The sequence below is a fragment of the Mixta sp. BE291 genome, from assembly GCF_031457955.1.
Classification (GTDB): Bacteria; Pseudomonadota; Gammaproteobacteria; order Enterobacterales; family Enterobacteriaceae; genus Mixta.
In genome coordinates this window covers 353,320-366,639 of record NZ_JAVDXN010000003.1, presented here as the reverse complement: position 1 = coordinate 366,639, position 13,320 = coordinate 353,320, and the positions used below count along the sequence as shown (strand labels likewise).

At 59.3% G+C, this 13,320-nt stretch carries 12 protein-coding genes; 9 read left to right on the top strand and 3 right to left on the bottom strand.

Features of this window, described 5'->3' with window-relative positions; genetic code table 11:
• Nucleotides 1-7: 7 nt before the first annotated feature.
• On the top strand, nt 8-1,627 hold the full coding sequence (locus tag J2X14_RS09260; RefSeq protein ID WP_352410925.1) for a hypothetical protein: 1,620 nt from the start codon (nt 8-10) through the stop codon (nt 1,625-1,627).
• A complete protein-coding gene (locus J2X14_RS09255; protein WP_352410924.1) occupies nt 1,624-2,454 on the top strand; it encodes a hypothetical protein in 831 nt (276 codons plus the stop codon). Before J2X14_RS09260 ends, J2X14_RS09255 begins: the two co-directional genes overlap by 4 nt.
• Nucleotides 2,455-2,547: 93 nt before the next feature.
• Here the strand turns inward: J2X14_RS09255 and J2X14_RS09250 are convergent, their stop codons facing one another.
• The 3 genes from J2X14_RS09250 to J2X14_RS09240 form a co-directional block, all read right to left on the bottom strand.
• Nucleotides 2,548-3,189 carry a response regulator gene (locus J2X14_RS09250; protein ID WP_352410923.1) on the bottom strand — a complete coding sequence of 214 codons (642 nt, stop codon included), beginning with the start codon at nt 3,187-3,189 and terminating at the stop codon, nt 2,548-2,550.
• A gap of 7 nt (nt 3,190-3,196) precedes the next feature.
• Entirely contained in the window at nt 3,197-4,681 is a 1,485-nt protein-coding gene (locus tag J2X14_RS09245; RefSeq protein ID WP_352410922.1) for a PAS domain-containing sensor histidine kinase, read from the bottom strand.
• Between the two features lie 116 nt (nt 4,682-4,797).
• On the bottom strand, nt 4,798-5,337 hold the full coding sequence (locus tag J2X14_RS09240) for an RNA polymerase sigma factor (protein WP_352410921.1): 540 nt from the start codon (nt 5,335-5,337) through the stop codon (nt 4,798-4,800).
• A 287-nt stretch (nt 5,338-5,624) separates the two neighbouring features.
• Between J2X14_RS09240 and sctW the strand changes: the two genes are divergently transcribed.
• The 7 genes from sctW to J2X14_RS09205 are packed head-to-tail and all read left to right on the top strand — an operon-like array spanning nt 5,625 to nt 13,318.
• Nucleotides 5,625-6,746, top strand: a complete 1,122-nt coding sequence (sctW, locus tag J2X14_RS09235) for a type III secretion system gatekeeper subunit SctW (protein ID WP_352410920.1) — start codon at nt 5,625-5,627, stop codon at nt 6,744-6,746.
• Between the two features lie 23 nt (nt 6,747-6,769).
• Nucleotides 6,770-8,977 carry an FHIPEP family type III secretion protein gene (locus tag J2X14_RS09230; RefSeq protein ID WP_352410919.1) on the top strand — a complete coding sequence of 736 codons (2,208 nt, stop codon included), beginning with the start codon at nt 6,770-6,772 and terminating at the stop codon, nt 8,975-8,977.
• The gene (locus J2X14_RS09225; protein WP_352410918.1) at nt 8,977-9,837 is read left to right on the top strand and encodes an FHA domain-containing protein; all 861 of its coding nucleotides are present in this window, start codon (nt 8,977-8,979) and stop codon (nt 9,835-9,837) included. The genes J2X14_RS09230 and J2X14_RS09225 overlap by 1 nt, the downstream gene beginning before the upstream one ends.
• Nucleotides 9,831-11,189, top strand: coding sequence for a type III secretion system ATPase SctN (gene sctN, locus J2X14_RS09220; protein ID WP_352410917.1), 1,359 nt, complete (start codon nt 9,831-9,833; stop codon nt 11,187-11,189). The genes J2X14_RS09225 and sctN overlap by 7 nt, the downstream gene beginning before the upstream one ends.
• On the top strand, nt 11,173-11,634 hold the full coding sequence (locus tag J2X14_RS09215; protein ID WP_352410916.1) for a type III secretion system protein: 462 nt from the start codon (nt 11,173-11,175) through the stop codon (nt 11,632-11,634). Before sctN ends, J2X14_RS09215 begins: the two co-directional genes overlap by 17 nt.
• A complete protein-coding gene (locus J2X14_RS09210) occupies nt 11,631-12,296 on the top strand; it encodes a type III secretion system HrpP C-terminal domain-containing protein (protein ID WP_352410915.1) in 666 nt (221 codons plus the stop codon). Before J2X14_RS09215 ends, J2X14_RS09210 begins: the two co-directional genes overlap by 4 nt.
• Nucleotides 12,293-13,318, top strand: a complete 1,026-nt coding sequence (locus J2X14_RS09205) for a FliM/FliN family flagellar motor switch protein (protein WP_352410914.1) — start codon at nt 12,293-12,295, stop codon at nt 13,316-13,318. The genes J2X14_RS09210 and J2X14_RS09205 overlap by 4 nt, the downstream gene beginning before the upstream one ends.
• Nucleotides 13,319-13,320: the final 2 nt, after the last annotated feature.

The window sequence follows — 13,320 nt, the reverse complement described above, 5'->3', positions numbered from 1 at the left end:
ACAGAGAATGGAACTTTTCCAAAGCATCGCCGAGGCGATCTCCCTTTATCGCTATATTTTCTGGCCATTACTGGCCCTGGTGATTTTAACCATTGTGTTTATTCGCTGGTGGAATCAGGTCAGCTATTTCTTTCTGAATTTCTTTAGCGGCTTGCCGGTTATCGGCCTGGTGGCTCGCCTGTCGCGCAGCAATGAGCCGCGCCGCGCTGAAGCGGATGGCAAGTCCTGGTATCCTGCAGAGAAAATGCTGTGCGCCAAATACTGGCGCTATTATGAATCGTTTAATCACAGCGCCAATTTCTATCATCAATGCGTCAACTACCTGAACAAGGTGGATGAGCGCGGACGCAAGCCAACCGGGCCGCTGCTGTGGTTCTGTAGCGTGGCGTTAGTATTGCTTGAGGCGTTTATTTTTGCCCTGGTGCTGTCACCCTTTATTGCGAATAACATTTCCGCTAATCAGGCGGAGTTTTCCGCCATTGTGATCTCCATCTTAATCGGTGTGGTGCTGGTGCCAGCCACCCACTTAATGGGCGCGGAGCTGCATAAAAATACCCTGCTGAAAAAGATTCGCTACTGGTATACCGATGCGCGCCATGACGGCAACGCAAAAGGGTTAGCCAAAGCGAACAATGTCTCGCTGGAAAACAGCGACGTTGATGACGATCAGCCTAATTACATCCAGATGCGCAACCGCGTGAACACTAACGTGGAAGCCAGGCCGCAATACTGGGCGACGGTGATTGCGCTGGCGCTGATTATTTTCTTTGCGGTCGGCGCCTATTTTGTGCGCGCGGCCACCATCGATGCCATTGATACGCAGACGGTAAACGGCTCGCCTTTCAGCCAGATGAGCGAAACGCAAAGTTCGCCGTTTGAGCTGCCTGCTGAGGCCGCAGCGGATAATGCCAAAGCCGATAGCCAGGCATCGGACGAGATCAACCATAACCGCGTGTTTGCCTCTAAGCTGACCTTTATCATCCTTTCGGTGATTTTCGTCGGCGTCCAGTTGATCGGTATTCTTATCGGCATCTATCGCTCTTTTGCCGGTATCGAATCGAAAATGGCGGCGAAGTATGTGGGTAACTTCAGCGGCTCGGAAGAGTTCACCGCCTGGCATAGCGCGCGCCGCGAGCGTGTCGAGCGTGATGCGCAGGAGAAGCTCAGCGCTCTGCAAAACCGCATGTTGATGAAGCGCACCAGCAGCCAGAGCCAGCAGCTGAATGAACTGCCGACTTTTGATGATTACGTTAATAAAAAAATTCGTGACAAGGCATCCGCTGCGCATGAGTTAAACCAACGTCACCACGCAGAAAGCGTTCAGGCGCAAACGCGCGCGCACGCTGAGCCGGTTGTTCAGCCGACGCCTGTGGCACCGGCGCCGGCTGCTGAACCGCTGGCAACGCCTGCTGCACCGGCACCGACGGCTGAACCGCTTGTTCAGGCCACGCACGCCGCGTCGCAGGACGAAAAAGCGCGTCTTGACGCGCTGGGCGAACTAACCGGTCTGAGCGAAGAAGAGCTGGCGCTGATTGCCGACGATCAGGGGCTGTCGCTGGAGGCGTTGATCAAGCGCCAGCGCGTTCAGCAACTGCTTAACCGTACCAGGGCGAAGGGGGAGGCATGAAGGCCTGGCTTGCGTTAATTTTGCTGGCGATCGCCTGTGGCACGCAGGCGGCAGAGCGCAACGATATTCCCAGCTGCTATCACTTTCTGAAGCAGGATGCCGTACGTCCGGCTGACAGCGGGCGTGAGCTGGTGATAATCATTGATCAAACCGTGAAAGTCCCTTTGCCGCTGAAAGAGTCGGTCTGGCAGCATGTTCTGCGCTACGTGCAGCCAGGCGATCGCGTGGTGCTGTATCAATTCTCGGCGCTGCTACAGGATAACTATCTGAAGCGGGTCTATGACGGCAAGCTGGAAACGCTGTTTACCGATCAGAAAGCGCGTAACAACATGGGCATGGAGAGCCTGAAAAAGCTGGATGCCTGTTTGTTACAGCAGAAGCACTATTTCAGCCAGAGCATCGGTAAATTAATGGCTGCCAGCTTTGCCGCCGAGGGCGACAGCGTAGCGAAAAGCGAAATCCTCGGCAGCCTGAAGCGCATCGCGGAAGATTTGCAAAGCGATCCGGCCGCTGAAAAATCGGTGCTGCTGGTGTCGGATATGCTGGAAAACAGCGACTTCGTGAGTTTTTACAGCAATAACCGTATCCGCTCCCTTGCGGCAGAAACCGAGATGGCGCAAGTCACTAAGCAAGACCTGATTGCTGATTTTAACGGGGCGAAAGTCTACGTGGCGGGCGCAGGGCTTATTGATACCGGCGCGAAAAATAACTATCGCTCCGGCAAAGTGATGCAGCAGCTTGAAGCGTTCTGGCAGCGCTATTTCGCGGCATCGCACGCCGAGCTGGTGAGCTTTGGCGCGCCGGAGTTAACGGTCGAAATCCAGTAACTACGCAGTTCCCCTTGCCGGTAACGTCTCCCGCTGCGAAGGCGTTACCGGCAGCTTCTCCTTCTGTGCGCCCACCGTTTTATCCCGCCTGCGCTACTGCACCAGATGATGGCTAATCGCATATTTCACGATATCGGCATTGGTGGTGAACTTCATTTTCTTCATCAGGCGTGACTTATAGGTACTGACGGTTTTGTTGCTGATCACCAGCGCATCGGCGATCGCATTAATCGATTCGCCGTGCGCCAGCATGATCATGATCTGACGCTCACGCATGGTTAGGTTTTCGTGCGGCGGACGGTCGCCGCTTTGATATTGAGAAAAAATAATCTCCTGCGCCAGTTCGTGATCGATATAGCGTGAGCCGCGCGCCACCTGGCGAATCGCGCCCAGCAGCGCCTCCGGGTTTTTATCCTTGGTGATATAGCCCAGCGCGCCGCAGTAGAGCACCCGGCGGGCAATCTGCGGTTCGTTGTACATGCTCAGCACCAGAATGCGCAGTTCCGGATATTGCAGCGTGATGCGATTAATTAAATCCTCGCCGCTGATGCCGGGCATGGAAATATCCAGCAGCAGCAAATCGATGCCGCCTTCGCGCAGGCGCTCCAGCACCTGACCGCCATCAGCCGCTTCGCCCACCACGTTAATGCCGCTATCCAGCAGAAAAATTTGCTTCAGTCCCTCACGCATAATGGCGTGATCGTCAGCAATCATCAGGCGTATGGCTTGCGTCATGGGTTGCTCACTTATCAATCTTGTTAAACAGCGCGCGGGAAAGGCTGCGCGCGCGATGCGGAAAGCTCAGCTGGACGCGTGTGCCTTCGCCGGGACGGCTATCGATGCAGACATTGCCGTTCAGCATCGCCGCCCGTTCCACCATGCCCGGCAGCCCCCAGGCATTCGGGCGCACACGCTGCATATCAAAGCCCTTGCCGTTATCCACCACATCAATCCGCAGCTTATCGCCATCCTGTTTCACAAAGATATAAACGCTACTGGCGTTGGCATGGCGCTGCACATTGGTCAGCGACTCTTGTACCACACGAAAAGCAGCGGTCACGCATTCGTCGTTCAGGCGCAGCTCTTTCTCATGGGGTGGGATAAAAATACAGCGCGTGGCGTTGTGCTTGTTAAACTCATCGCGCAGCCACTCCAGCGCGGGCACCAGCCCGAGGTTAAGCATATTCGGGCGCAGACGGGTAGAGACGTCGCGCACCACCTGAATGGTGCTGTCCACCAGCTGCATCAGGTTATCTACCTGATGATGCACCGCCGCGCCTGCCTCTGGCGACTGCATACGAATCAGCGACAGGCCAACGCGCAACGAGGTCAGATGCTGTCCCAGCTCATCATGGATCTCATGCGCAAGATGCTTACGCTCCGCTTCGCGCTGCGTCTCCTGATTACGCGCCAGCAGACGCAGCTGCTGATGCGCCTCACGCAGTTCTTCTTCCGCCAGGCGAATGCCGGTGATATCGCGCCCTACCGTAAGCACGCTCTCCAGCTCGCCGTGCAGATCGAACTCCGGCACGCTGCGTACATGCAGAATGCGACGGCGGCTGCCCTGGGTTAGCGTCAGCTCACCTTCCGCTTCATTGCCGCTCGCCATGCTCTGCGTTACCAGCCGCAGCAGCGCCATGCCGGTCTCGTTATGCGGCACCGCTTCAGTGAGCTGGCGACGATAAATATCCTGCTCGCGCCCTTCAAACCACTTCAGCACCGGCGGATTAACGTAAACGCAGCGCAGCGACAGATCGAAGCGGGCGATCATATCCGGCGAGTTCTCTACCAGCGCGCGAAACTGTTTTTCGCGCAGCAGCTGCACCGCCTCTTTCTGCTTGAGCTCGCGCACGTCGCTCACCACGCACAGCGCATGCGGTTCGCCGCCGTGCAGATAATGGCTGGAGCTAACCTGCACCGAGATCAGTTCGCCCCGGCTGGGCGCATGCTGCGAGGTAAAGGTGATCCCTTCCGGGCGCATCGCCAGTTTCCACCAGAGCGCGGTGACATCGCTATCCTGCAATTCATGATCGATAACGGCGAAACTGAGCTGCATTAAGGCGCGCTGGGAATAGCCCATTAATTTGCACGCCTTCTCGTTGACATATTTTATCCGCAGATTGCGATCCACTAAATAAATCGCATCATGAATGCGATCCAGCGCGATAGATGAAAGACTATCGGGCGGCGTCAATGCGGGATTAAGACAATGAGAATAGTTCTGCAATAATGCAATCTCCCTTTTCTGACATCATTTATCAGCACCGTTAAAATGTCAGTACGGTGTCATCAGAATAAAATTTCCCGCCAAATTTATCCGTCGCGCATAATATCAGAATAATCTCAGGCATAAACGCGGCTTTTTAAGGTTTCTCTGGCGCGGGAAAGTCGCGAGCGTACGGTGCCCACCGGAATATTAAGCTGCTGTGCCACATCCTGATAGCTGCCATCATGTCCAACTAAAATAGAAAGCATGGTTTTCAGATCCTCCGGCAAGGTTTCGATCGAGGCAAGCGTGGCGCCTAAAACGCGTTCGTTTTCCGTGATATCGCTCGGATCGCTGTCATAATGCATATCGGTAAGAATATCATCGCTCAGAGTATCAAATAAAAAGCGCCCTTGCTGGCTTTTATAATAATTACGGATCAGATTAATCGCGATACCAAACATCCAGGTTTCCGGCCGTGAAGCGCCAATAAATTTATGCCCGTTGCGCAGCACCTCAAGGCAGGTCATCTGGGCAATATCCTCTACGTCTTCGTGATTCGCCACGCGTTTGCGAATGAAATTCAGTAATTTCTTATTATTTTTTTTAAAAATTTCCGACCAGTCGATAGCAACGGCAGAAACGGTAATTGGCTGGCCGACAGTGACGTTGATCATATTATTTTCTCCAGAGGAATCAGGTGTGATTACCCATTGGCTATAGCAAGCGCTGTGCCAGGAAAAATAAATCAACTAACAGCTTGTTTTTATTATTTGCCGTACGGCTGACCAGGATATATCTGAGACAAAAACGGCAAAAAGGGATTTATTTGCTGTGCCATTTTTTTCACAAATTTCTCAGGTTTATTATTTCAGCGCGGAGGTAATTTTTTTATTTGCAGTTTCAGGGAACCCGGCCCGCGGCAGCGCCACATAATCAGGGTTAATCTGATGAGGAACGGGCGATGCTGAAGACCCCAACGCTGCCGCTGATGCCGCACCCTTTTAAAGCCCTGATGAAAGCGGCCGACAGCGGCATGGCGAAAAATGCCAACCGGGCCGCGGAGCATTCGGCCGCCGCCAGCGCCAACGATATGAAAGAAGAAGTGGGGCTGATGTTCTCCGAGCGCGCCGAAAGCCAGAAAAAGGCAGAGCAGCGCCGCGTGCAGCAGCAACACCTGCGCCACCGGCAAAATGCGGGCAAGGTTGAGCTGCATAAACTTTACGCCATGCTCGATTCCGGCGATCAGGCGCGGCGGGAAGCGCATCTCAGCCAGCTGCGCGATGCGCTAAAACGCAAGCCGCCAGCGGATACCGATGAGCTGCTGGCGCAGCTGGATAACGATCCGGCCCGCTGCGATCTGCTGTTGCGCGTAATGGAGCGCGAAGCGCGCGAGCAGGGCGATGATGAACTATGTCACACCATCAGCAACCATCTGGAGACGCTGCAAACCCAGCACGGCGAGCGTCTGCGCGCGGGTCTCAATACCGCCGCCGCTTTCGCTGAATTTACCGCGCGTCCGCAGCAGCGCCAGACGCTGCGCAACCTCTATTACGACAGCATCGTGCATCAGCAGTCGGCGATTGCCATGGTCGATCTGCTGCTGGCGCATACCGAGCCGCAGCAGTTTGTTCCCGGTCTGCGCACCTTACAGCGCGCGCTGGCGGACGATATCGCCGCGCTGGCTTCGTCGATCAGCACCGGCGCGCTGCGCCATATCCAGAACGGCCTGACGGAAGCGCGCCACGTAGGGCATACGCTGGAAGAGAGCCAAAGGTTGCTGGATCGCATGGCGGGCAAAATGACGCTGCATAGCGTCAGCGCGGTGGATCTGACGCGCCGCCTGTTGCATCTCAGCCATCACGGTGCCTGGCAGCAGGATTTACAGCAGCTGGGCGACGACGTGGTGGCGCATCCCAACGCCCGCCAGCTGTCGGTGTTTTTTAACGGCATCTTGCCACTGGTGCGCAGCCTGCCGCTGGCGCTGTGGAAAGTGAAGGATGGGCGCAAAACCGCGCTGGCGCTGCTGGCAAATCACAGCGCCATGCTGCTGGATAACGAACGTAAACGGGCGCGCGGCGCCTGAGCGCAGCGCCAGAGAGATGTAAGATGAACGGCTTATTTTTAATTCTCAATAAAATCGCCATCAGCGCCATGCAGCGCTCTGAAATTGTCGGCGCCGCCTTTGCCATGGCGCTGGTGTTTATGCTGATTATTCCGCTGCCGCTGGCGTTGATCGATACGCTGATTGCGCTGAACATCTGCCTCTCTTCACTGCTGATTGTGCTGGCAATGTATCTGCCGAAGCCGCTGGCCTTTTCCACCTTTCCGGCGGTGCTGCTGTTAACCACCATGTTCCGTCTGGCGCTGTCGATTTCCGTCACGCGCCAAATCCTGATCCAGCAGGACGCGGGGCATATCGTTGAGGCGTTCGGCAGCTTTGTGGTCGGCGGCAACCTGGCGGTGGGCATGGTGATGTTTTTGATCCTGACGGTGGTGAACTTTCTGGTGATCACCAAAGGATCGGAGCGCGTGGCGGAAGTGGCGGCGCGCTTTACCCTCGACGCGATGCCCGGTAAGCAGATGTCGATCGACAGCGATCTGCGCGCCGGACTGATCGATGTGCATCAGGCCCGATCGCGCCGCAGCGATCTGGCGAAAGAGAGCCAGCTGTTCGGGGCGATGGATGGCGCGATGAAGTTCGTTAAGGGCGACGCCATCGCCGCGCTGGTGATCCTGTTTATCAACCTGATCGGCGGCATCAGCATCGGCGTGTTGCAGGTTGGGATGACGGCGGGCGAGGCGCTGCATGTTTTCTCGATTTTGACGATTGGCGACGGCCTGATCGCCCAGATCCCGGCGCTGCTGATCTCGCTTACCGCCGGGATGATCATCACGCGCGTCTCTTCCGATAACGACACGGTTGAAACGCCCAATATTGGCCGTGAGATCGCCGAGCAGCTCACCAGTCAGCCAAAGGCGTGGATCCTCGCCTCAATGGGGATGCTGGGGTTTGCGCTGGTGCCGGGCATGCCAGGCATGGTGTTCACCCTGCTGGCGCTGATTACGCTGAGCAGCGGCGGCTTTCAGGTATGGCGCGCGCGGCATACGCTACGGCTGGCGCAGCCGCAGATCGAAAACGAAGTGATCCCGCCGGAACTGAACGGCCGCGAAGATCTGCGCCAGTTCAACCCGACGCGGCCTTACCTGATTCAGTTCCCTGGCGACTGTCGCGGCAAGGCGGAAACCCTTGATCTGGTGCAGGAGATCCGCCGTCTGCGCAACCGCATCGTCTACAACTTCGGTTTTACTCTGCCAGCGTTTGATATCGAATTCAGCGACAAGCTGAGTGCGGATGAATTCCGCTTCTCGGTTTATGAGATCCCTAAAGTGGTGGGCACCTTTAATACCGCCTGCGTGGCCGTGGAGGCGCGCTGGCTGGCGAGCCTGAGCGAGAGTGAGCAGCTTCAGCTGGCGCAACCTGAGGATGCACCCGCACTGCCGGAGCCGGGCGAAGCGTCATTACCGGCTCCGACGCAGCCTGCGCCGCAGCCCGCCCTGGGCCAGAGTACGCGTCAGGAAACGGACTATCTCTGGCTGCCGCCCGATCATCCGCTGCTGGAAAACGAGGAAGTGGCGCGCTGGAGCGCCGCCGAGCTGCTGTTAAAACGCATGGAAAATGCCATTCACGCCAGCAGCCCGCACTTTATCGGCCTGCAAGAAACCCGTGCGCTGATGGGCTGGCTGGAGAGCGAACAGCCAGAGCTGGCGCAGGAGCTACAGCGCGTGATGCCGCTGGCGCGTTTCTCCAGCGTACTGCAAAAGCTGGTGGCGGAGCGGATCCCGCTGCGTTCGGTGCGCGCCATCGCCGAAGCGTTAATTGAGCATGGTCAGCACGAGCGCGATGTGTTTCTGCTAACCGAGCAGGTGCGCATTACGCTGAAAACTCACCTTTGTCATCAATACAGCCAGCCAGACGGCATTCACGCCTGGCTGCTGGCGCCGGAACTGGAAGAGGCGCTGCGCGACAGTCTGCGCCAGACGCAAAACGATATTTTCTTCGCGCTGAATCAGGAACAGATCCAGGCGGTGCATCAGCGAATTCGTCAGGCCTTCACCACCGGCAATGAACAGCGCATGGTGCTGCTGGCGGCGCAGGATCTGCGTGGTCCGCTGCGTGCGCTGATCGCGGAATCTTTCCATCAGGTGCCGGTGCTCTCTTTTGCTGAGCTGGAACCGGCGCTGTCGGTGCATGTGCTGGGACGTCTGGAAGCGGATGCGCCCTTTTATTCACTCACCAACTGGGAGGGAGAATAATGTTTGAACTGCGCGTACTGTCGGGGCTGCACTGCGGAGCCGCGTTACCGCTCAGCGGCGACTGCTGGCAGATTGGCGCGTCGCCGCAGGCGGATCTGCTGCTCAGCGATGAGAGCGTGACGGGCTGCGAGCGCTGGCTGCATCGTCAGGAAGCGCGCTGGTGGCTGGCGCAACAAGAGCATGCCAGCGAGGGCGAGGGCGTCGAACTGGAAGAGCCGTTTGAACTGGCGGGTGTCTGGCTCTGCGTGGCACAGGCGAGTACGCCGTGGCATGAGGCGGCGGCGCTGCCCGCCAGCGCCTTTGCGCCCGCCGCCGCCATAGCGGAAGAGGCGCCTGCGCCAGCCGGAACGCCGCGCTGGATGCGCGGTGTGATGTTTGGCCTGCTGCTGCTGTTCAGCTTCACCGTAGTGAGCTGGATATTGCAGCCGACCATCGCGCAGCCCAACGCCGGTGAAAGTTCGCGTCCCGCCTGGGCATCGGCGGAAGATCTGCGTGCGCCGCTGCAAATCATGCTGCGCGAACGCGACCTGGCCAATAGCGTAAAAATCACCCAGCAGGGGGATCGCCTGGTGCTGAGCGGTACCCTGACCAAGCCGCAAATCACCGTTTTTAACCGCATGATGACCCGCTTTCACGCGCGTTACAGCGCCGCGGCCCCGGTAACCAGCGCCGTACGTCCGTTGGAGAAAACGCTGCCGTTTCGCATCGTACAGATTGCCACCGGATCGCGCGCCAACATTGTCACCAGTGAAGGCGATCGGCTGTTTATTGGCGATCAGGTTGGCGATCTGCGGCTGGTGGCGATCACTGACGATCGGATCGAATTCGGCGGTCGCGATCCCATTACGGTGAAATGGTAATGCGCGCCGATCTCGACAGCTGGTTTAACCAGCAGCAGCAGCGGCTGCGTCAGTGCGATGCGGTAAGCGTTTATGGGCGCATTACCGGCATCAGCGGCATTCTGCTGGAGTGCAGCCTGCCGCGTGCGCGCATCGGCGATCTTTGCCGTATCGAGCGCGACGCGGAAGAGAGCGTAATGGCGGAAGTGGTGGGCTTTAACCCGCAGCATACGCTGCTGTCGGCGTTGGGTCCGCTGGACGGCATTGCGCAGGGCGCACGGGTTACGCCGCTTTATCTGCCGCACAGCATTTGCGTCTCGGAGGCGCTGCTGGGCTGCGTGCTGGACGGCTTTGGCCGCCCGATCGATGGGCAGGGCATCGGCGCGTTTGCGCTGCCGGGCGAGGCGGAACAGACCATTCCGGTGCTGGGCGATGCGCCGCCGCCTACCGCGCGTCCACGCATCTCAGCGCCGCTGCCGACCGGCGTACGCGCTATCGACGGCATGCTGACCATTGGCGTTGGCCAGCGCGTGGGCGTGTTTGCCGGTGCGGGCTGCGGCAAAACCACGCTGCTGGCGGAGCTGGCGCGTAATGCGCCCTGTGATGTGATTGTGTTCGGCCTGATCGGCGAGCGTGGCCGTGAGCTGCGCGAGTTTCTCGATCATGAGCTGGACGACGAGCTGCGCAGCCGCACGGTACTGATCTGCTCTACCTCCGATCGCAGCAGCATGGAGCGCGCCCGCGCCGCCTTTACCGCCACGGCGATTGCCGAAGCCTTTCGCGAGCAGGGCAAAAGCGTGCTGTTGATCCTCGATTCCCTGACCCGCTTCGCCCGCGCCCAGCGTGAAATCGGCCTCGCGCTGGGCGAACCGCCCGGACGCGGCGGCCTACCGCCGTCGGTCTATACCCTGCTGCCGGGGCTGCTGGAGCGCGCCGGACAGACGGAAAACGGCGCGATTACCGCGCTCTATTCGGTGCTGATCGAGGCGGATTCCATGAACGATCCGGTGGCTGACGAGGTGCGCTCGTTGATCGACGGCCATATCGTGCTGTCGCGTCGTCTGGCGGAGCGCGGTCACTATCCGGCGATTGACGTGCTGACCAGCCTGAGCCGCACCATGACCAACGTGGTCACCCGCGAGCAGATGCGCGACGCGACGCAGCTGCGCCGCATGATGGCGGCGTGGCAGCAGGTTGAAATGTTGATTCGCCTGGGCGAATACCAGCCCGGACACGACGCGATGACCGATGCGGCGGTGGAGGCGCAGCCGGTGATCAACGGCTATCTGCGCCAGGCCACGCGTGAGCCCAGCCACTGGGAGACGACGCTGCATCATCTTTCCGAGGTAAGCCAACATGCGCCAGAGAATTAATGCCATTGAAGAACCGGCGGCGGAAGACGCTGCCGCCGGACTGCGCGAAGCCTTTGCGCTGCTGCTGCCGATCCGCCGTCAGCGCCTGCGCCGCAGCGAGCGCCAACAGCGTCAGCACGAGCAGCAGCTGGCGCGTTTGCAGGCGGAAAAGCAGGTGGCCAATCAGCAGCTGGCGCAGCAGCAGAGCGATTACCAAACGCTGCGTGCTGGATTTGACGACGCCTGGCTGGGGCATCAGCCGCTCTCTCAGCTGCAGCGCGGCCTGCAGCAAGAGGATAAGGCCGCCGAGGCGGTGCAGCGCCAGCGCCAGATCATTCGTGAAAACGCCGCGCAGTGCGCCATCCAAAGTGAGCAGCTGGCGGCGGCGCGCAGGGAAACCCAGCAGCGTCAGCGGGAGCTGGAAAAGCTGGAGATGCTGATGCAGGAAAATGAGGTGCCATCATGAATCCTTTTACGGAGCGCGCCGTTACCGCCAAACCCCGCCCGGAACCGCGCGAGCGTGAACCGCGCCAGCCGCAGGAACGCGAGCCAACGCGCAATGCGCCTGCGACGGCGGCACGGGCGAAGCCACAGCCGGAACAAACTCCGCAGGCGAAATCACCCCTTCGCGGCGCTGATAAAACCCGCAGCGAGCGCAGCCAGGGCAACACACAGAGCAGCGCGACGAAACGCCGCGATGAGCCGCCCGCCGCCGCCAGTCCGGATGGGATGCTGTTCAGCACGCTGCTGGATATCGCCCCGATGCCGCCCGCCTTTAGCAGCGGCGGGGTGGAGCTGAATACGCAGCCTCGCCATGCGCCGCCGTCCACGCACAGCGCACCGGCCGCCGCACCGATGGCGCTTTGGCAGCCGCTGGAGGCGGAACTGGGACGCGTTGCCGATCGTCAGCCCGATGGCCCGGTAGCGATGACGCTGCTGCTGCCGCGCCTGGGCGAAGTCGATGCGCGTTTACAGCATTTGCCCGCAGGCGGATGGGATATTGCGCTGCGTTTTTCACCGGCGGCGTTAAACGCGCTGGAGGCGCATCAGGAGCGCTGTCGCCAGGCGCTGCGGCGGCGCATGGCCTGTCGGGTGCGTCTGCGTTTTGAACAGCGGGAGGCGGGATGAAGCTCTCTCTGCCGCGTCGTGAAAAACAAGAGGCAGCGCTGCGTCAGCGAATCGGCGCGGGCGTGCGCTTTCACTACCAGCTTGCGGGTGAAACGGGACAGCTGGCGCTTTTTCTCACCGACGATGCGCCGCCGGAAAACGCTCTGGCGCTTAGCTGCGGCAGCGGCGTGGTGCAGCTAAGCGATGCGGAAGCGGTGCTGGCTTTACTCTCTGATTGTCCGGCGCTGCCGTACACTGAGGCGGAAGTCACGCCCTGGTACTGGCCGCTGTTTAATCAGGCGTTGAGCGCGGAGTTACAGCCGCTGTTTGGTGAGTTTTCCCCGGCGCATGAGATAAATCACACGCCATTTACGCTTCGCCTGGAACTCAGGCTTGGCGAATTCCACTCAGAAAGCATGTTGATGGCATCGATAGCCACGCTGAACCGCCTGTTGGATCGGGCGGGCTGGCTGCCGGAGGCGGCGGCGTTGCCGTCTGATTTGCCGCTGAGCTTTCCGCTGAACCTTGGCGCGTTGACGTTAAGCGCCATGCAGCTGCGTCAGCTGCGGCCGGAAGATGTGCTGTTGCCGACGCGCGCCGCATTTTCGGTGCGCGGAGAAGGCACGCTGCAGCTGGCTGGCGTACGCCTGAGCGGCGAGCTGGTTGGCGAGGCGGATCGTGCCTTTTTTACTCTTTCTGATTTGGAGATCGCGCCTGTGACCTTTCCCTATGATAACGATGATATGGCCTCCGCTACGCCGCCCGATGAGGCGTGGCAGAGCACGCCTGCGCCTGCGCTGGATGGTTTGCCGCTGGCGTTAACGGTGCGTTGCGGCCAGCTGCGTTTGACGCTGGGAGAGCTACAGCACCTGAGTGCCGGAGCGACGGTAATGGTGGATAACGTTCAGCCGGGCGAGGCGCTGCTGTGCCACGGCGATTTTCCACTGGCGAAAGGCGAGCTGGTGGATGTGGAAGGGCGGCTGGGATTACAGATTACTCATATGCTGCCGGGCAGCCTCAATCCTCTGGGCCACGGCGGGTAAAG